The sequence below is a fragment of the Sediminicola arcticus genome (genome assembly GCF_040566695.1).
Lineage (GTDB): Bacteria > Bacteroidota > Bacteroidia > Flavobacteriales > Flavobacteriaceae > Sediminicola > Sediminicola arcticus.
On sequence record NZ_JBEXAE010000001.1, the window covers coordinates 535,370 to 554,283 of the forward strand.

18 protein-coding genes and 1 pseudogene are annotated in these 18,914 nt (G+C 34.3%); 9 read left to right on the forward strand and 10 right to left on the reverse strand.

The annotated features are described in order from the left end of the window. Positions 1-58: 58 nt before the first annotated feature. Genes ABXZ36_RS02425 through ABXZ36_RS02435 form a run of 3 tightly spaced genes read left to right on the forward strand, consistent with a single transcriptional unit; the run spans position 59 to position 1,609 of the window. Entirely contained in the window at positions 59-307 is a 249-nt protein-coding gene (locus ABXZ36_RS02425; RefSeq protein WP_354613871.1) for a pentapeptide repeat-containing protein, read from the forward strand. Further along, entirely contained in the window at positions 283-627 is a 345-nt protein-coding gene (locus tag ABXZ36_RS02430; protein ID WP_354613873.1) for a pentapeptide repeat-containing protein, read from the forward strand. The genes ABXZ36_RS02425 and ABXZ36_RS02430 overlap by 25 nt, the downstream gene beginning before the upstream one ends. Position 628: 1 nt before the next feature. Next, positions 629-1,609, forward strand: a complete 981-nt coding sequence (locus ABXZ36_RS02435) for an MBL fold metallo-hydrolase (protein WP_354613874.1) — start codon at positions 629-631, stop codon at positions 1,607-1,609. 5 nt (positions 1,610-1,614) lie between these two features. Here ABXZ36_RS02435 and ABXZ36_RS02440 read toward each other — a convergent pair. Beyond that, positions 1,615-1,959 (reverse strand): annotated as a pseudogene (locus ABXZ36_RS02440) (HopJ type III effector protein). A 206-nt stretch (positions 1,960-2,165) separates the two neighbouring features. On the opposite strand from ABXZ36_RS02440, the gene ABXZ36_RS02445 reads away from it, so the two are divergent. Next, a complete protein-coding gene (locus tag ABXZ36_RS02445) occupies positions 2,166-2,540 on the forward strand; it encodes a hypothetical protein (RefSeq protein ID WP_354613875.1) in 375 nt (124 codons plus the stop codon). Positions 2,541-2,582: 42 nt separating this feature from the next. Here ABXZ36_RS02445 and ABXZ36_RS02450 read toward each other — a convergent pair whose 3' ends face one another. After that, positions 2,583-3,026, reverse strand: coding sequence for a GNAT family N-acetyltransferase (locus ABXZ36_RS02450; protein WP_354613876.1), 444 nt, complete (start codon positions 3,024-3,026; stop codon positions 2,583-2,585). Between the two features lie 36 nt (positions 3,027-3,062). Next, positions 3,063-3,494, reverse strand: coding sequence for a ribose 5-phosphate isomerase B (gene rpiB, locus ABXZ36_RS02455; RefSeq protein WP_354613877.1), 432 nt, complete (start codon positions 3,492-3,494; stop codon positions 3,063-3,065). Between the two features lie 627 nt (positions 3,495-4,121). Here rpiB and rnr point away from each other — a divergent pair. Genes rnr through ABXZ36_RS02470 form a run of 3 tightly spaced genes read left to right on the forward strand, consistent with a single transcriptional unit; the run spans position 4,122 to position 7,721 of the window. Next, positions 4,122-6,308, forward strand: a complete 2,187-nt coding sequence (rnr, locus tag ABXZ36_RS02460) for a ribonuclease R (protein WP_354613878.1) — start codon at positions 4,122-4,124, stop codon at positions 6,306-6,308. A gap of 60 nt (positions 6,309-6,368) precedes the next feature. Next, complete coding sequence (locus ABXZ36_RS02465; protein ID WP_354613879.1) at positions 6,369-7,049, forward strand: head GIN domain-containing protein; 681 nt, start codon at positions 6,369-6,371, stop codon at positions 7,047-7,049. Between the two features lie 6 nt (positions 7,050-7,055). Continuing rightward, the gene (locus ABXZ36_RS02470; protein WP_354613880.1) at positions 7,056-7,721 is read left to right on the forward strand and encodes a LysE family translocator; all 666 of its coding nucleotides are present in this window, start codon (positions 7,056-7,058) and stop codon (positions 7,719-7,721) included. Positions 7,722-7,769: 48 nt separating this feature from the next. Here ABXZ36_RS02470 and ABXZ36_RS02475 read toward each other — a convergent pair whose 3' ends face one another. The 5 genes from ABXZ36_RS02475 to ABXZ36_RS02495 form a co-directional block, all read right to left on the reverse strand. Beyond that, entirely contained in the window at positions 7,770-8,276 is a 507-nt protein-coding gene (locus ABXZ36_RS02475; protein ID WP_354613881.1) for an OmpH/Skp family outer membrane protein, read from the reverse strand. Between the two features lie 248 nt (positions 8,277-8,524). Beyond that, a complete protein-coding gene (locus ABXZ36_RS02480) occupies positions 8,525-9,352 on the reverse strand; it encodes a class I SAM-dependent methyltransferase (RefSeq protein WP_354613882.1) in 828 nt (275 codons plus the stop codon). Between the two features lie 239 nt (positions 9,353-9,591). Then, entirely contained in the window at positions 9,592-11,460 is a 1,869-nt protein-coding gene (gene mnmG, locus ABXZ36_RS02485; protein WP_354613883.1) for a tRNA uridine-5-carboxymethylaminomethyl(34) synthesis enzyme MnmG, read from the reverse strand. A gap of 9 nt (positions 11,461-11,469) precedes the next feature. Further along, entirely contained in the window at positions 11,470-11,889 is a 420-nt protein-coding gene (ybeY, locus tag ABXZ36_RS02490; RefSeq protein WP_354613884.1) for an rRNA maturation RNase YbeY, read from the reverse strand. Continuing rightward, entirely contained in the window at positions 11,882-15,112 is a 3,231-nt protein-coding gene (locus ABXZ36_RS02495; protein ID WP_354613886.1) for a coiled-coil domain-containing protein, read from the reverse strand. Before ABXZ36_RS02495 ends, ybeY begins: the two co-directional genes overlap by 8 nt. Before the next feature lie 513 nt (positions 15,113-15,625). Here ABXZ36_RS02495 and gltX point away from each other — a divergent pair. Both gltX and ABXZ36_RS02505 read left to right on the forward strand, forming a co-directional pair. Next, a complete protein-coding gene (gene gltX / locus ABXZ36_RS02500; protein ID WP_354613887.1) occupies positions 15,626-17,137 on the forward strand; it encodes a glutamate--tRNA ligase in 1,512 nt (503 codons plus the stop codon). A gap of 182 nt (positions 17,138-17,319) precedes the next feature. After that, positions 17,320-18,264: an SPFH domain-containing protein gene (locus ABXZ36_RS02505; protein ID WP_354613888.1), complete on the forward strand. Its 945-nt coding sequence runs from the start codon at positions 17,320-17,322 to the stop codon at positions 18,262-18,264. Positions 18,265-18,348: 84 nt separating this feature from the next. On the opposite strand, the gene ABXZ36_RS02510 is transcribed toward ABXZ36_RS02505, so the two are convergent. Beyond that, positions 18,349-18,564 carry a DUF6327 family protein gene (locus ABXZ36_RS02510; RefSeq protein WP_354613889.1) on the reverse strand — a complete coding sequence of 72 codons (216 nt, stop codon included), beginning with the start codon at positions 18,562-18,564 and terminating at the stop codon, positions 18,349-18,351. Then, positions 18,561-18,911, reverse strand: coding sequence for a hypothetical protein (locus ABXZ36_RS02515; RefSeq protein ID WP_354613890.1), 351 nt, complete (start codon positions 18,909-18,911; stop codon positions 18,561-18,563). Before ABXZ36_RS02515 ends, ABXZ36_RS02510 begins: the two co-directional genes overlap by 4 nt. Between the last annotated feature and the right edge of the window lie 3 nt (positions 18,912-18,914).

Below are 18,914 nucleotides of genomic sequence, written 5' to 3' on the forward strand. Positions count from 1 at the left end.
ACCTCCAATAAACAGAGAGCCTATCATTATTGGTAACATATTAAAAATAAGGACAGCAATGGACACATATATTGAGGAGGGAGCCTTTAAAGGGATCAATTTTCTAGAATCCACGCTAAAAAAAGCAACCTATGAATATTGTTCCTTCGATAACTGCATTTTTTCAGAATGTTATTTATCCAATATGGTATTTGTGGAATGTACTTTTACCGATTGTAATTTTAGCATAGCACATCTAAAAAAGCTGCTTTTCGAGATGTGGTATTTAAAGATTGTAAACTTATGGGGCTGCGTTTTGATGAAATAGATGAATTTTTATTTCAGGTAAGTTTTACAGGATGCAACCTGCAATTATCCTCCTTTTATCAGAAAAATCTCTCCCACACAAAATTTGCACATTGCAATCTAGAAGGGGTAGATTTTACAGGAGTAACTCTACTTGAAGCAACTTTTGACCAATGTAATCTTAGAAATGCCTTATTTGATAGGGCCAATTTAGAAAAATCGAACTTTTCTACATCCTATCACATACAAATTGATTTAGATAGGAATAAATTAAAAAATGCCAAATTCTCAATCGAAGGGGCTCTTGGACTTTTGGTTAAATACAAAATTAAAATTGAATAGTATGAAAACTTTACATGTTGTTCTAATCATAGTGTTGGCCCTCGTTTCATGCAAAGAAAAGAATACATCTAGGTCTACATCAGTAATAGATTCAGGTGCTATTCCCCTAATTTCAAATCAGGTTTCCTTGATTATTTTGGGAACTATCCAAGATGCAGGTTCTCCCCATATTGCATGTACCAAGGCTTGTTGTGAAAATTTATTTTTTAATCCAAATATTGACAGAAAAGTGGTCTCTTTGGGTGTAATAGACTCAGATCATAAAAAGAAATACCTCTTTGAGGCCACCCCAGATATTTCTAAACAGATTAAAGCACTTAAGAACTACGACTTGTCTATCCCAGGGGAAACTCCCGATGGTATCTTCCTAAGCCATGCGCATATTGGACACTATACGGGTCTTATATACCTAGGTAAGGAAGCAATGAATTCCAAAAATATTCCTGTTTTTACTATGCCAAAAATGAAGACCTTCTTAGAAAATAATGGTCCTTGGAGCCAGCTAGTGAACACTAATAATATTACCCTTCAAAAATTATCCAATATGCAAGAGGAGAGACTAACAGACCATCTAACTGTTGTTCCTTTTACAGTGCCGCATAGAGATGAGTATTCTGAAACCGTTGGTTATACCATAATAGGTCCCAATAAAAAAGTGTTATTTATACCAGATATCGATAAATGGAATAGATGGGATACCAATATCATAGAGGCTATTTCCAAGGTAGACCTTGCCTTTATTGATGCCACCTTCTACGATAGTGAAGAATTGAACAATAGGAACATGGCAGAAATTCCACATCCCTTTGTTATTGAGAGCATGGCTCTCTTTAAAAACTTTTCTCCTAAGGAAAAAGCCAAAATCTATTTTATCCATTTAAACCACACTAATCCGTTGTTGGATAAGAATAGCGAAGCATATAAAAAAGTTATATTTAACGGTTTTCAGGTCGCGAATATCAATGACGTATTTTCCTTATAAAACAGTTATTTTTTGGTAAGCGCCTCTTTTTCAAAAGAGATGGCGTCCCACCCTGTCTCTATAAAACTCCGTATATTTTGATGATCATCCTTATCCGGATTCTGTAGTACATCAATCCTATAATAGCCTCCAAAACAAACCAAAGTTTCTTTTTTGTTCAAAGCATGGAGTTTAGCAAAAGAAAAAATCTTACAGGATCCGGAATTCTATCCTTCCTCGTTTACCAGCTTTCCGTTGATGAACCTTACTGGCACAAAATTGTAATTATTCTCTATTACATTCATGGTATTCTTAAATGATATTCTTGAAGGATTATTCCTTATTTTTTCTAAAAATGCCGAAATAGTCATTAAAAGTTGTTTTGCCGTTTTTGTATGCAAATATATACCCTGTAAAACGTTAGTTTAAATTGTGAAAACAATATCTGTTTAATTATATCCCGTAAAGCAGAGGTTGTTCCTTTTAAAGGTATAGTTATATCGTTTTTATTCGTTAAAATACTGTTAATCAAATATTTAAATTTGTGTTTTAAATATTTTGTAGTACCTTAACAGGTATGATACAGTCGGAAAAGCTAGAAAACCAGGAATTTTTAAAAAAATCAATACGCCATTTAGAATCTAGGGGCTTCGAATCCATAAAGGCAGATTTGGAAGGCTTCGAACACCCTAAATCCTATTTAAAAAAGAGTAGTGGAATGCATGTTACTCCAGACATTGTTGCCATTAAAAATGGTAGAAAATACTTTTTTGATATCAGTCTTAAATCAGAAAAACATTCGCTTCTTAAATCAAAATGGTTATTCTTGGATACCCTGAGCAGAATGAAGAGCAATCGTTTCAAAATCATAACCACTAAGGGTCATTATAAATTTACAAATACGCTAATGGAAGATCTCAATATGGGTGGAGATCACTTAATGAAAGTATAAAAAGTGCTTATTTAAAATTGTTAAAGGAGGTATATACCTCCTTTATTTGTTTCTAGTCATTCCAATATGTGGAATACCATCTTCTAAATATTCTGCTCCTACTTCTTTAAATCCAAGTGAATTATAAAAATTTTTGAGATAACACTGTGCTGAAAGATGAATGGTGGTCTCCTTAAATAAATTCTCAACGGCTGCAATGGATGCTTTCATTATCTCAACTCCATATCCAAATTTCCGTTCCAAAGGTTTTACAACTACCCTCCCAATACTTGCTTCATGGAAATAATCCCCACTTCTAAAAATACGGGTATATGCTACTACCTTATCATCCTTATAACCAATAATATGTAGTGCCTTTTTATCCTTACCGTCCAAATCTTGGTATACGCAATCCTGCTCCACCACAAAAACTTCACTTCTTAATTGAAGTATATCGTATAATTCTTGGCTTGTTAGTTCTTGAAATTTTTTTATTTCTAATTTCATATCAAACTGTAAAAAACGTGTGTCGTTTGATCATGTTTATAAACATGGAATTTTTTCAATTCTTCTCTCATGTCTACCGCCTTCAAACTGAGTTTCCAAGAAAGCCTTTACCATATCTAATGCTTGTGGTAATGAAATATATCTAGCAGGCAAACTTAGAATATTGGCATCATTGTGTTCTCTTGCTAAAACTACTATCTCTTTATTCCAGCAAAGTGCACAACGTATCTTCTGATGTTTATTAGCAGTCATGGAAGCTCCATTACCACTACCACAAATTATAATACCAAAATCCACTTCTCCACTTTCAACATCACTAGAAACGGGATGCACAAAATCTGGATAATCCACACTATCTGTGCCGTCGGTACCATAATTTTGTACCTCAATTTTCATAGACTTTAGGAGTCCTATAATAGCTAATTTATATTCTGTACCTGCGTGGTCATTTCCAATGGCTATTTTCATAACAAAATCATTTTAATCCTTCACAAATGTACAATAACCTATGCTTATACCACATAATAGAGGTTGTTAACAACATAAATTTTAAGTTTTATCAAACTTGCTGTAATTATGCGACTTACGTTTTAATGCTAATTGTTAATAACACCCTAATAAAAAGTAACGACTAAATTTTTATTTCTTTCCTTTATATTCCATTAGAAAATTAATTGGATTTAGCATTATTTACTTCTCATTAAATAGGAAAAAGATATTAAAGGTTTCTTCTTCGAAGTTAACATTATTTACAAATCAACTTATTAAAAAAATGATGTTGATAACGGTTATGAATAATCGTTAATGAAATTTATAATAACTTGATTTTTAAGATAAAATTAAGAATATAACAGGTGTATAAATTGTCAACAAGTATTCATTTATATAGATAACAATCTTTTGAGCTATTTTTTATATACGCTATCAACAACCCATAATAACCACCATTGTTTTTTTAAATTAAGAAAATAAATATAATATTATACTATATATGTTTATAACATCATATGTTTTATCTTATGATTAAGTTAAGTTGAAGTTTTCAATAAGCTTCAATGGATTATAATTTGTAATTTTCCAAAAATAAAGAAATTAATGTCAAAGAAGGATAAAAGGTCAAAAAGCCAGAAGAGAAATGAGATAACAAAAGGCATTTTTACCGTTTTAGAAAATGGAGAAGGTAAAAGCTTTAATTATAAACAGATAGCTGAAAAACTTAATATTACTGAAGGTAACGGCAGAAATGAACTCATTAAAAAGCTTGTAGAACTTAAGGAGAAAAAGCGGATACTAGAAGAAGGTAAAGGGCAATATATGGCAGTTCCAAGTACAAAAAGCTATCACACGGGCCGTGTAGATATTACTGGAAGAGGTAATGCCTATATAATAGTGGAAGGATTAGAGGATGATGTATTTGTTCCCTTTAACAAACTCAAAAAGGCTTTTCATGGAGATCAGGTTGATGTTTATATCTACCCTAGGAGAAGAGGAAGAAAACTAGAAGGTGAGATTACTAAGATAATTGAAAGAAAAAAAACAACGTTTGTAGGTATTGTAGATCTTCAAAAGACGTTTGCATTTATTAGGCCTACTGATCATAGAATGTATACAGATATATTTGTGTCTTTGGATAAGGTGGGTAAAGCAAATGATGGTGATAAGGTTATTGTTAAAATAGTGGATTGGCCTGAGGATAGGGATTCTCCTATGGGAGAGATTACTGAGGTTCTTGGTAAACCTGGGGAGCATAATACAGAGATACATTCCATTCTTGCTGAGTATGGTTTACCCTATGAGTTTCCTCTAGAAGTAGAACATTTTGCGGATACATTAGATACCTCTATAAAAGAAGATGAAATTGCCAAAAGAAGGGACATGCGTAATGTTTTAACATTTACTATTGATCCTAGGGATGCTAAAGATTTTGATGATGCACTATCTTTTCAGAAGCTCGATAATGGTAATTATGAAATAGGTGTGCATATAGCAGATGTTTCTCATTATTTGAAAACAGATACTATTTTGGATGATGAAGCTTACGAAAGGGCCACCTCTGTTTATCTTGTTGATCGTGTGGTCCCTATGTTACCTGAGGTGTTATCTAATAATGCCTGTTCCTTGCGACCTAACGAAGAAAAATATACTTTTTCTGCCATATTTGAGTTGGATGAAAACGCTATTTTAAAAAGTGAGTGGTTTGGAAGAACAGTTATTAATAGTAATGAAAGGTTTGCTTATGAAGAAGCCCAGTATATTATAGAAAATGCTAGTGGAACTATTCCTAAAGAAGTTTCTATTAGAGGTGACGGTTATAATGTGGATGAGGAAGTAGTTAATGCTACTTTGACATTTGATAAGTTAGCAAAGATTCTAAGGGAAAAGCGAATGATTTCGGGAGCTATATCATTTGATAAAGTTGAAGTTAGATTTAATTTAAATGAGAATAGTGAACCTGAAGGGGTTTACTTTAAAGAAAGCAAGGATGCTAATAAATTAATAGAGGAATTCATGCTTTTGGCTAATAAAAAGGTTGCTGAGTTTATTGGAAAACAGAAGCCAACAAAAACATTTGTATATAGAATACATGATGAGCCTAATGAAGATAAGCTTATGGCATTAAATGGGATAATATCTCGTTTTGGTCATAGTCTTAACTTTAAAAGTAAAAAAGACATTAGTGACTCGTTAAATAAGCTTCTAGAAGATGTTAGAGGTAAGAAAGAGCAAAATTTAGTGGATACTTTAGCTATAAGGAGTATGAGTAAAGCCATCTATACAACGGACAACATTGGACATTATGGTTTAGCATTTGATTACTATACCCATTTCACTTCTCCAATTAGGAGATATCCAGATATAATGGTGCATCGTTTGTTACAACACTATTTAGATGGAGGTAGTACGGCGAAAACAGAAGTATACGAGGAAAAATGTAAACATTCATCTAATATGGAATCTTTGGCCGCAAGCGCAGAGAGGGACTCTATTAAGTATATGCAGATTAAATTTATGGAAGATCACAAGGACCAGGAATTTATCGGAGTAATATCAGGAGTTACAGAATGGGGAATATACGTTGAGATCATAGAAAATAAATGTGAGGGCATGGTACGAATAAGGGATATAAAGGATGATTATTATACATTTGATGATAAGGAGTATGCCATTATAGGAGAGAAAACAAAAAAATCATACCAATTAGGGGATGAAGTGTTGGTTATGGTTAAAAATACGGATTTAATGAAGCGTCATTTAGACTTTTCTCTTTTGGGTAAGGCATAACAAATTTTTCTTTCGAATAGTATTTGTATTTATAGCTATTCTTAATTTAAAGCAAAAGGAATGAAATATGTATTTTGGTTATTCTTCATTTGTTTTGGGACTCATTTGTTGGGTGCGCAAACGGAGAAGATTACCCAAGAATTACAGAAGTTTAAAGAGATTAAGGCTTTTGATGGTATTTCTGTTAACTTGATTAGGTCCTCAGTAAATAAAGCGGTGATTACAGGCGTTAATACAAAGAAAGTAGCCATTGTGAATAATGAGGGGGTATTAAAGATTCGGATGGAAGTTGATAAGATATTTAGCGGATATAGGACGTTTGTTGATGTATATTATACTGAAAAATTATTAGTACTTGATGTGAACGAAGATGCCAGACTTACTTCGGATGACATTATTAAACAGGAAGTATTAGAATTAAAGGCACAGGAAGGTGCTCAGATTATTGTAAAGGCACAGGTTGAACAATTGTTGGTTAAAACGGTAACAGGAGGTATTATACAGGCTTCAGGATTCTCTGATAACCAAGACGTACTTATAAATACAGGAGGTATTTACGAAGGCAAGGATTTCAAAACAAAATTTAGCACCGTTAATGTAAATGCAGGTTCAAGGGCTTCTGTAAATGCAAGCAATTATGTAAAAGCTGTGGTAAAGGCAGGTGGTGAGGTATTGGTGTATGGTAATCCTTCCAAGATTGAAGAAAAAACTGTTTTTGGTGGTACCATCAGGAAAATGTAAAGCACTATGTTAGAAGATATTCAGGCAGCTATCCCCTTAGGTTTTTTTCTAAGCTTTATGATAGGTCCGGTATTTTTTGTTTTGTTAGAGACCAGTGCATTGCGCGGTTTTAGAGCGGCGGTGTGCTTTGATCTTGGTGTAATAATAGCAGATATCATTTTTCTAACTGTAGCTTATTTCAGTAGTTTTCAATTGTTGGAAAATCTAAGTAACCAGCCTGGATTATATGTATTTGGTGGAGCAATCTTATTAGTGTACGGATTGGTTATTATTTTAAAGAGGGGGGTAAAACATAAGGAGACTAGGCTTAAAACAACCAAGGGCGATTATTTAGGGCTTTTTATTAAAGGGTTCTTACTTAATTTTATAAATATAGGAGTTTTAGTATTTTGGTTGGGTGTACTAATAGTCGTTGGACCAAGCTTGGATAATGAGCCAAAAAGATTGGTCGTTTTCTTTTCATCTATGATTGGGGCTTATATGGTAACTGATTTATTCAAAATACTTTTGGCTAAACAACTTCGAAAGAAGCTTACTGCACCAAGAATTTATAGGATTAAAAAAGGATTGGGATGTGTTCTAATTATTTGTGGAATGATTCTGATAGTAAAGGGTTTTCTCCCTAAGGACAAACTTAGTATAGAAAGAGGTATAGAAATGATTAGGGAATAAAAAAAGCCCAACTGTGGTTAGTTGGGCTTTTGTATTACTTTTTGTGAATTACTTTTTGTATTTGTCGTTTAGAATAGTAAGGACTTCTTTTGTTACATTTTTACCTTCCTGACCGTATAAAACACTTCCACCTTCACCTCCACCAAGTATAAAAGTATATCCTTTATCTTTTCCAAAGGCCTTTATTTCTTTTTTTACTGTACTTATGATACTGTCCATTTCAGTTTGACTAGATGCTTGCAGCTGTTGTTCTTGTTGTTGTAACTGTTGTCCTATTAGTTGTCCTCTTTGCTGTAACATGCCATATTCTTGTTGAGCTTGGTCTGCAGGCATCTTATCGGCTTTTGTTTGGAAGGTTTGTGCTTCTAATTGAAAGGCTTGGGAAATACTATCTCGTCTTTTGTTCAACGTTTCTGCTTTGATTTTAAATTTGGATTCCATATCTAATTTTTCTTGATATTCATCCATTAATTTTACATTATCTACAAAGGCTATTTTATTTTGTTGGCATCCTACGAATGTCATTACAATAGCACTGAAAATTAGTTGTTTCATTTTTATCATTTTTATGCTGGCTAAATTAGAAAAGCTTTTTGAATATCGTATCACATGTGTACAGGTTTTAAGAGGTCATTTTTTTGAATTTGTGGTTTATAGATTTTAACTATGACGACTTATATATTTATTGGTTCTACTTATATTTTTTTAGCAATTTAGGGGCTTTCGTACAGCGTTTAATAATATGGCATATGTAAGGGGGCTTGGATTGTTAGATAGCGTCGTATAGGAGCCTTAAATAAGTTTCAGCTCGTTTTTAATATATATATGAGGGAAGAATACTCTTTAGTAAAGAAACCATAGATATTTGAAATGAAGCCTATTAAAAAAGCTTTAATATAGTTGTTGTTATTATTGCTGTACTTTTCAGATAATAGGGATACATAATACGCATCAAAGAGCATGGGTTTGGTAAGCCTAATAGAAAGATGATATTTAGAAAATATTCTACTCATGCTGTTTCGTGAAAAATGATGAAGATGTCTGGGTACGTCAAAAGCGGCCCAATAACCCTTGTAATGTTTTGCATCGTAGCTCTTGAAATTGGGTACTGCAATAATAAGGGTTCCATTTGGTTTTAATAACAGCTTAAGTTTTGCTATATGTTCGTGTAAATTCGGTATATGTTCTAGTACATGCCACAACGTTATAACATCATATTTTTGAAGGTTGAGATCATCTAAGGAATTTAAAAGTTGAATATTCTTGTTAGCTGCTAAATTTCTTGCCTTGATATTTGGTTCTATTCCGCTTATGTTCCAACCATTCTTCCGAGCTTCATTTAAAAAGTCGCCTGTACCAGCGCCTACATCTAAAATAGTACTACATTCAGATGAAAAGCTGTTTATTAAGTTTATCTTGTTTTTAAGATTAATCTTCTTTACATATTGGTAGATTTTATCCTGAATAGATTTGGATGAGTCGGTATGTGATATGTATGCCTCACTTTCATAATAGGTAGTTAGATCATTTGGAATGGGATGGGTACTATAGTACTCCAATTCATCATTATATATTAACGTGAATTCTTCTTGGCTTATACTGTGATCTTTTACTATTAAGTTAGGATGCATAGGCATAATTAAGTATTGTTAGGAATGCAAATATACTTTGATCAAGTGAATGTAAAAATATTTTTATGTGCTATTAAAGATAGGTGATGGCTTAACGTTTCATCTAAAACATTTTAATTTATATTTATAAGAGGTCTGGTCGAGGTCGTGGGCGTAAGGAATATACTATATGCTTGTAAAAAAAAAGGATTGTTCCACGTGGAACAATCCTTTTTTTGTTAGTTGAAGAATAAATAATTTTATCTTCCCATAAAGACTAATAGGACACTTATGTCGCTTGGTGATACGCCACTAATTCTAGAGGCTTGTGAGATGGTAACCGGTCTTATGGCGTTCAGTTTTTCTCGTGCTTCAAATGAAAGGGATTTTAGCTTAGAATAATCAAAGTTGTCTGGGATTTTTATATTCTCTAGGCGTTGAAGTTTGTCGGCGTTATTTTTTTCTTTAGAGATATACCCAGAATATTTTACTTGTATTTCGGTTTGTTCTAACACATCTCTTTTGAAATCTCCTTCAGCAACGAATTTAGAAACATTTTCTAATTGAAGCATATGGTCCATTGTAACATTTGGACGAGAAAAGACTTTAAACATTTTTCCAGTTTGATTTACAAGGGCCGAACCAACGCTTTCTAGAATAGGGTTAATATCTTCCGCAGTAACACTTGTTTCCCTGAAAAAGTCAATGAACTTATTAGAGTTATTTTCTTTTTCTTCCATTCTTTTTAATTGATCTTCATTTGCTAAACCAATGGCGTAGCTTCTGGGCGTCAATCGTAAGTCTGCATTGTCCTGTCTTAATAGGGTTCTGTATTCTGCCCTAGATGTAAACATGCGATATGGTTCTTCTGTTCCTTTGGTTATAAGGTCATCTATTAGTACACCAATATAGGCTTCGTCCCTTTTAAGAATAAAGTTTTCCTTTTCGTTAATTTTTAAATGGGCATTAATTCCTGCCATCAAACCTTGAGAAGCTGCCTCTTCATAACCAGTGGTTCCGTTTATTTGTCCGGCAAAGTATAAATTATCAATTAGCTTTGTTTCTAAGGTGTGTTTTAATTGTGTCGGTTGGAAGTAATCGTACTCTATAGCGTATCCAGGTCTAAAGAATTTCACGTTCTCAAATCCAACGACTGACTTTAATGCTTTGTATTGGACATCTTCCGGTAAAGAAGTAGAAAAACCATTAACGTAAACCTCCACGGTGTTCCAGCCTTCTGGTTCAACAAATAGTTGATGACTGTCTTTATCTGCGAAGCGATTTATTTTATCCTCAATGGATGGACAGTATCTTGGCCCTAAACTTTTAATCCGTCCATTGAACATAGGGGATCTGTCAAAGCCTTCTTTTAAGAGGTCATGAACTAATTGACTGGTGTGTGTCATATGACAATCCCGCTGTAGTTTTAGGGGAGTTGTTGGGGTATATGAAAATTTTTCCGGAATAGGATCGCCGGGCTGTATAATCATTTTAGAATAATCTAAGGATCTACCGTCTACCCTAGGAGGCGTACCTGTTTTCATACGGCCGCTTTCAAATCCTAGGGAAACTAATTGTTCTGTAATGCCTGTAGATGCTTTTTCTCCGGATCTACCGCCTCCAAATTGTTTGTCACCTATATGTATTAGTCCATTTAAAAAAGTGCCATTTGTTAGTACTACTGCCTTACTTCTGATACTAAGACCTAAGGAAGTTTTGACGCCTACTATTTTTATTCCTTCCATTAGTAAGCCGGAAACCATGTCTTGATAGAAATCAACGTTAGGTGTTTTTTCTAAGGCTATTCTCCATTCTTCCGCAAAACGCATTCTGTCGTTTTGTGTTCTTGGACTCCACATGGCTGGTCCTTTAGATTTATTGAGCATCTTGAATTGTATGGCTGACTTGTCACTTACAATCCCGCTATATCCTCCAAGGGCATCAATCTCTCTTACAATTTGGCCTTTAGCGATTCCTCCCATGGCAGGATTACAGGACATTTGACCAATGGTCTGTAGGTTCATCGTAACTAGCAAGGTTTTAGAACCCAGGTTTGCCGCTGCCGCTGCTGCTTCTGCTCCTGCATGCCCGCCGCCTACCACAATTACATCATACTCTTTATCAAACATATATTTTGCTTATTGTTCCACGTGGAACATATTGATACATTCAGTTTCTTTTTGTCTCATCAACAGAGAATCTTCTTCCGATTTATCTTTGTATCCCATTAGATGTAATATTCCATGAGACATAACACGCAATAACTCATCCTTAAAATCTACTTTGAATTTCGAGGCGTTTTCTTTTAACCTATCTACTGAAATAAAAACATCCCCCCCTATTACCTTCTGCTCAGTGTAATCAAAAGTGATGATATCTGTGTAGGTGTTGTGGTTAAGATATTTTTGATTGAGATCTAAGAGATAGTTGTCATCACAAAATATATAGTCAATTTGGGAGTGCTTTCTCTTGTTGGTTGTTATTATTCTAGCCGCCCAATCGGAATACTTGGATACATCCTCTAGCTTAAAATCAGTTTCAAAGTGAAAATCAATCATTTCTTTTAAAATAGGTTTTTACCTTCTCTTTGTAAATTTGCCGCAAAGGTAATGCTTGTCTATTTAAAATTTCGACATCGTTCCTATAATTCTCTAACTCTGATGGTTTGGTCGTAATAGGGTTGGTAAAATTACGATTGTTGGTGTTGCTTTCTCGTTCAGATTTTTGTCCTTGTTTTAAAACAGCGTTTTCAAGCTTCATTAATTCATGTTGTATAGTATTCATTTTTTCCATACCGCGTTTAGTGATGCCATTTTCCAAAAGATCGTTTTCAAAATTCTCCATCTGCTGAAGCAATTTTTTGGTTAAATCACGGTCTTCTTTGTTAATCATGTCCAATAACTGTTGTGCAAGCTGTTCTCTTAATAATTGTTGTTCTTTGTAAATCTGATAGATTTCTTGTAATTCTTTCTCATTATTTTCATTACGACCCGGTCCGGCTAAACCGTTTTTAAAGCCGTTTTTGCCATTTCCATCAACGTTACCCTCTCCTTGTTGGCCGTCTTCTCCTTCCCCGCCCTGGCCTTCTTGTTGTCCTTTTCCTTTTTTGGTTCCTTTGCCTTCTCCTTCCCCTTGACCTTTTGCGGAGGGACTTTTGCCGCCTTGGCCCATTTTATCTTTCAATGCCCCCTGCCCTTTTATAATGTCTGGTAACTGAAAGCCTTGTTCCCCATCTCCGGAACTAGAGCCTTTTCCAGATTGCATGCTTTGCTGCATATTGCCTAAAATATTGGCTAAAATGTCAGCCAGGGTGTTGGATGCCGTTAGCACATATTGCTGAGCAGAAAGTGATTGGTAGGTTCTGCTTTCTGCTAAATTTTCTAGGGTCTTATTTATATTGTAATAGACCTCTGTGATCTGTTCGTTAACGATTTCTGATAGCTCAATTCTTCTTAATGAAAGCGCAAATAAACTATCGTCTACATGCTCAAATAAGTTTTTGAGCTCTTGTTGGTCCCGTATTGTTTTTGAAGCTTGTGCTACATCAACGTCTATTTGTTCTAGCTTGTTGTATAATTTTTCCTGTTTGAAGGAAAAAACTAAAAGATTATCCAGAATTTGCCTAAGCATTTCTGCGTCTTCTGTGATAGTGGATCCGCCTCCACTTGAAGAGGAAGATTCCTGCAACGCTTCGCTCATTTGTTGCATTTTATCTGAGGCCGACTTTTGTTTTTTTGACGCTCTGTTTTCTTTTTTTACTTTCTCCTCTGAGTCCAAAGACTGTTCGGTGCTTTTTGTTTTCTTTAATTCTTCTAAAGCATCGTTTTGATCGTTCTTAATCTGTTCTTTCTTGTTGGAATCTATTTCCAAAGAGATTGGATTTTTAAGGGTTTTATTATCTTTCTGTAGTTCCTCCAATTCTTTATCCAAATTTTTAAATGTCTCATTTAGTATATTTTGTTCTTTTATTGAAAATTCGGATGTAACATCCAATTTGGATAGTATGTCTTGACGATCAGAAAGTTTCTCCAAATCCTTAGCTAATTGCGATGCTTTTTCTGTGACGTAATAGCGTTTGGTAAGCTCTAATAATTGCTCTAAGTTACGTTCGCTATTTTGTTGTTTTTTAGCTATTTGCTCTAAACGCTCAGTGAGTTCTTCCTTGTTTATTTTATCAGCAATATTATTTAGTTCTCTTAATAATTTTTCATTCTTTTTAGCCTCAATTTCCTGTCGCTCCAATCGTTCCTGAAGTAATTTATTCATCTCTTTATCCTGACCGGTCTTTTCTAAATTTTCATTAAGCTGTTTGCTAAATTTTTGCATTAATTTTTCTTGTTGCTGTTGGTTTTGAAGAAAATCAGAAATTTGGTTTTGATCATTAAAATTCAGGTTAGATTTTTCTTTTTGTTCTTTATTTAGTTCTTCTAATTTTTCTCTTTGGTTTTTAAATTTGGTTAAGGATTTATCCATGTTTTTAATAATTGCTTGCTGGTTTTCAAGCTCCCTATTGTTTAGTTGGTCAGCATTTAATACGGTGATACTAAAAACTTCGCTTTTAGTTGATTTGCCTTTATGAATAGCATCATTGTCTGTAACTTGGAAGTAGAAATCGTAATTTTGTCCAGGCTTTAAATTGAGTCCACTAGGAAATGTATAATAAAATTTATCAAAATTGGACTTAGATGTTGGGAGCTTAATTAGCTGTTTTTTGTCTGAATTGTTTTGAGGATAGCAAACTAGAATTATTTGGGATATACCATAATCATCTGAGGCCTCGCCTAGAAAAAATGAAATGTTGGGGTTTAATGAATCTTTTACCTCGTCCACAGCTATGGATGGATTCGCATCTCTGATGACATTTATAGTATAAGCCAAGGCTTCATAATCTTTTACATTGGAATTGGAAGAAGAAAGAGTATATGAAAGCTCTTTATATATTTTTTGGCTTAATGTGTGATTAGTACTGTTTTTTATAAATTTCAAGGAGGTGTCCTTCGTTTTTAATGTAATAAGATTAATGTGCTCGCCTACAATATTCCATTTTATTTTGGTGCCTTCTGGAATGGTTGCATTACCACCACTGTTAATCAATTCAGTGGGTTTATTCAGGTATTTTGGAAATTCTAAAAGCATATTAAACGACTGCATAACTGGTGATTTAAGCGCATTTATGTTGAAAATAGCAGATTTTACATCGTTTGATTTAAAATAAAATTCATTAGATTTTAAAGGAGTGCTTAGGGTGTAGTTATAAACTCCGTTTTGCATTTTTAATAGCATTTCTTTCCCGTCCATCACCATAAACACTTCAAGGGGTCTTATTTTACCTTCAGTAATGACCTGTATATTTAAGGGCTCACTCTCTAAAACGCTAAGGGAGTTATTTAATAGTCTAAATGCGAAAGGAGCGGGTGGTTCATAGGCTAGTTTATAGTTAACAACCCTATCATAAGATCCAAAAAATGAATTCAAGTTCCCTGTTAACAAAAGGGTCCCTAAAAGAACTATGGGAATAAGTAGGTATTTACCATAGGCAAAACCTTCTTTATAGTTTATCGCTTTGGCAAAAGGCACACTTTTTAAGTTATCGGATCTTTGGTCAATACTAGCTAAAAGAAGTTCTGATTGGACGGGATCATCCACTAATTCCAATAGATTGTACAACTTATCCCCTACTTCAGGAAAATGTTTACCAATGAGTAAAGATGCTTCTTTGTTATTAATTCCTTTTTTTATGCGGAAGAGATAAAATAAAGGGGTCAGGATATACTGAAACAACAAAAAGGATTCAAAGGTAATAAAAATCAGGAATAGCAGGAATCGCCCATTTGAGTCTAGCCAAAGTAGATCTTCTAGCCCCAAAATTAGTAACATAAAAATAAGCCCTAGAGACAAAAAAAGGAGTGAACCTTTTAATAATACTCTAGTATAATACCGCATTGTAAAACGGTTTAGTTTGTCAATAATCGTACTGAAACTATTCAAAATCAGAAGTATTTTATACCAAGATACCTGATTGCTTAAAAAAATGGTTTAAAAATCTGTTAAAAAGCAGACCTACGCATTGTTATGGATGGAATAAAGGTTTTGGATGTCATTGGCGTGGAAATATTTAAAGTACACAATAAGCAGTCTGTTAGATGAATCAAAGTAAAATTAGATATGTTTCTTTGCAACTTTTATATTTATTATCAATTGTATTACATCTCCACAATGTTGTTTCTAGACCTACTGCTAAAATGTTTTTTCTTGGCACTACAAGCCCTATCTTTGTGTTTTTAAAATAGTATTATGACCAAAAGAGTACGTGTGCGCTTTGCACCTAGTCCAACTGGGGCTTTACATATTGGAGGAGTTAGAACGGCCCTTTTCAATTATTTATTTGCGAAGAAACACAAAGGAGATTTTATACTGCGAATAGAAGATACGGATCAGAATAGATATGTAGAGGGTGCTGAAGCATATATTATAGACGCTCTAAACTGGTGCAACATCCCATTTGATGAGGGGCCGGGTAAGGAAGGCAATTACGGCCCATATAGACAAAGTGAAAGAAAGCCTATTTACAAAAAATATGCGGATCAGTTAGTAACTAATGGACATGCTTATTATGGGTTTGATACAACTGAAGAGTTGGATGCCCATAGAAAAGACCATGAGGAAAAAGGCAAGACCTTTATATACAATTGGCATAATAGGGAAAAATTAATTAATTCGCTTTCCCTTTCCAAAAAGGATGTTGAGAGTAAATTAAACTCAGGAAAGGATTATGTTATCCGTTTTAAATCGCCCCAAGATCAAAAGTTGTCTCTGGAGGACATCATCAGGGGAACAATAGAAATAGACACCAATGTATTAGATGATAAGGTGTTATTTAAAAGTGATGGCATGCCCACGTATCATTTGGCAAATATTGTAGATGACCACCTCATGGAAATTTCACACGTGATCCGCGGTGAAGAATGGCTACCATCCTTAGCCCTTCATCAACAGTTATATGACGCCTTTGGATGGGATGCACCTGAATTTGCCCATTTACCGTTAATTATGAAGCCTGTTGGGAAAGGGAAGTTGAGTAAGCGAGACGGTGAAAAATTAGGATTTCCAGTATTTCCATTAGCATGGAACCAATCAAAGGGGTATAAAGAGGAAGGATATTTTCCGGAAGCTGTGATAAACTTTTTGGCGCTTTTGGGCTGGAATCCAGGAACAGAACAGGAGATCTTTAGTTTAAATGAACTAACAGAGGTTTTTACCTTGGAAAGAGTTCATAAGTCGGGAGCAAGATTTGATCCTGAAAAGACCAAATGGTATAACCACCACTACCTACAGGGAAAAAGTGCGGAAGAACTAGCGGTATTATTTAGAGATATTTTAAAAAAGGAACGCCCTAATATTCTACATTCTAATGATTTAAAAAATATTACTGAAATAATTACTTTAATAAAAGAAAGGGCCACTTTTGTAAAGGAATTTTGGGAACTAGGGGATTATTTTTTTGTAGCTCCTACCATATACGAGCAAAAGGTAGTGAAAAAACAATGGAAGAATGACACGCCGGAAATATTAAATTTACTAGTAAGCGTATTGGTTGGGATTGACGATTTTTCTTCAGAAAATGTAGAGAACATTGTTAAGGAATGGATCGATGTTGAGGGGCTTTCTTTTGGAAAGGTAATGCCCCCGTTGCGTTTAGTTTTAGTTGGAGATATGAAAGGGCCACACGTTTTCGATATTCTCGGGCTCATTGGTAAAGAAGAGGCAATTGGTCGTATTAAAAATGCCATTGTAAGCCTTACATGATACTTTAATGAACCTGATGTAGCAAAACTCTTTTTTAACTGATTTTTTGGCGCTATAAGTTGTCCTAAAAGTAAATGGCTCATACTTAATATCTCAGCATTATTTATAACAATTGCAATTTTTTACGACAGATACTGAGATGTGTTTTGTAAATTCATATAATTAATTTAAATCTTATAGTCATGGGTAGTTATGTATTGATTCCAATCTTATTAATTGGTCTGGTGATTCTTTTTTCATCCTTTTTTACAGTAAAGCAACAAACGGCAATAATCATAGAACGTTTTGGCAAATTCCAGAGCATTAGAACGTCTGGTCTACAAATGAAATTGCCATTAATAGATCGAATTGCGGCAAGAATGGGTCTTAAAATTCAACAATTGGATGTGATTGTAGAGACCAAGACACTAGATGATGTTTTCGTTAAATTAAAGATATCTGTTCAGTATGTGGTCCTTAAAGAAAAAGTTTACGAGGCTTTCTATCAGCTAGAATATCCACATGATCAGATTACTTCCTATGTTTTTGACGTTGTGCGTGCAGAAGTACCAAAAATGAAATTGGATGACGTGTTTGTAAAGAAGGATGACATTGCTATAGCAGTTAAAACAGAGTTACAGGATGCCATGTTAGACTATGGATACGATATTATTAAAACTCTTGTTACAGATATAGACCCAGATGCTCAGGTAAAAGAAGCAATGAACAGGATCAACGCTTCTGAAAGGGAAAAGATTGCAGCGCAATTTGAAGGGGATGCTGCGCGTATCCTTATAGTAGAAAAGGCGAAGGCCGAGGCGGAAAGCAAAAGATTGCAGGGGCAGGGTATTGCAGACCAGAGGCGTGAAATTGCTCGAGGTTTAGAAGAGTCTGTAGAAGTGTTAAATAAGGTGGGCATTAACTCCCAAGAGGCCTCGGCCTTAATTGTGGTTACACAACACTACGACACCTTGCAGTCTATAGGTGAAGCTACAAACAGCAACTTAATTTTATTGCCTAATTCACCACAGGCTGGAAGTGATATGCTGAACAATATGGTGGCTTCTTTTACGGCAAGCAATATGATAGGAGAATCTATGAAAAACAAGATAGTAGCTCCCAAGGAAACTAAGAAGACCAGAAAATAGTAAGCTGTACAATTGAAATTAAGGAACCCATCTTATTTGAAAAGGGATAAGATGGGTTTTTAGTTGAGATATTTCTTTTGAAACTTAAGTAAATTTTTTAATTACTTTTTTCAGCACAAAAGAAAGTAAGACTTTTTGAATTACGCCACTAAACTCTCCAAATATATGGGAAGGGTAAAATGTTTCCTTTGATTTTTTTAAATTGAATTTCAAAGACTCCCTACTAATATCTCTTTGTAATCGTAAGATTTTTAATCGGTCATCTATCTCCTCAAATGAGCTATATTTCTTGGCAATCATATCTCTTCAAAATAAAATTCAGAAAATTTTTCCAACAGTGGTTTATTTAACTTGTCTTTCATCAAATAAACTAATACGCCTAGCAGTATATAAAACATACCCACGCACAAGAACCCGTAAAAGATATTGTCTAAGGCCTGTCCTATGCCATAAGCGGCTGCGAATGACAGAATAAAAAGGGCCAATAGGGCAATAGATCCCAATAACAACATTTTAATGAGAGAGGTAACCACTTTCATTAAAACCTTGAAGGTTTTAAGTTGATAATATTCCTTACTGTGCTCTACAAAGGCTCTTGCATTTGCGTCTGCTTCGGAAAGATTTTCTTTTAATTCTTCAAAAGCCATAAG

Bases quoted from the DNA above. Each gene is read 5' to 3' on its own strand.
- ABXZ36_RS02510 (WP_354613889.1), bottom strand. From the start codon at position 18,564: ATGATTGCCAAGAAATATAGCTCATTTGAGGAGATAGATGACCGATTA.
- ABXZ36_RS02470 (WP_354613880.1), top strand. From the start codon at position 7,056: ATGTTAGAAGATATTCAGGCAGCTATCCCCTTAGGTTTTTTTCTAAGC.
- ABXZ36_RS02425 (WP_354613871.1), top strand. From the start codon at position 59: ATGGACACATATATTGAGGAGGGAGCCTTTAAAGGGATCAATTTTCTA.
- ABXZ36_RS02480 (WP_354613882.1), bottom strand. From the start codon at position 9,352: ATGCATCCTAACTTAATAGTAAAAGATCACAGTATAAGCCAAGAAGAA.
- ABXZ36_RS02505 (WP_354613888.1), top strand. From the start codon at position 17,320: ATGGGTAGTTATGTATTGATTCCAATCTTATTAATTGGTCTGGTGATT.
- ABXZ36_RS02450 (WP_354613876.1), bottom strand. From the start codon at position 3,026: ATGAAATTAGAAATAAAAAAATTTCAAGAACTAACAAGCCAAGAATTA.
- ABXZ36_RS02465 (WP_354613879.1), top strand. From the start codon at position 6,369: ATGAAATATGTATTTTGGTTATTCTTCATTTGTTTTGGGACTCATTTG.
- ABXZ36_RS02435 (WP_354613874.1), top strand. From the start codon at position 629: ATGAAAACTTTACATGTTGTTCTAATCATAGTGTTGGCCCTCGTTTCA.
- ABXZ36_RS02430 (WP_354613873.1), top strand. From the start codon at position 283: ATGGGGCTGCGTTTTGATGAAATAGATGAATTTTTATTTCAGGTAAGT.
- rpiB (WP_354613877.1), bottom strand. From the start codon at position 3,494: ATGAAAATAGCCATTGGAAATGACCACGCAGGTACAGAATATAAATTA.
- gltX (WP_354613887.1), top strand. From the start codon at position 15,626: ATGACCAAAAGAGTACGTGTGCGCTTTGCACCTAGTCCAACTGGGGCT.
- ybeY (WP_354613884.1), bottom strand. From the start codon at position 11,889: ATGATTGATTTTCACTTTGAAACTGATTTTAAGCTAGAGGATGTATCC.
- ABXZ36_RS02445 (WP_354613875.1), top strand. From the start codon at position 2,166: ATGATACAGTCGGAAAAGCTAGAAAACCAGGAATTTTTAAAAAAATCA.
- ABXZ36_RS02515 (WP_354613890.1), bottom strand. From the start codon at position 18,911: ATGGCTTTTGAAGAATTAAAAGAAAATCTTTCCGAAGCAGACGCAAAT.
- ABXZ36_RS02475 (WP_354613881.1), bottom strand. From the start codon at position 8,276: ATGAAACAACTAATTTTCAGTGCTATTGTAATGACATTCGTAGGATGC.
- mnmG (WP_354613883.1), bottom strand. From the start codon at position 11,460: ATGTTTGATAAAGAGTATGATGTAATTGTGGTAGGCGGCGGGCATGCA.
- rnr (WP_354613878.1), top strand. From the start codon at position 4,122: ATGTCAAAGAAGGATAAAAGGTCAAAAAGCCAGAAGAGAAATGAGATA.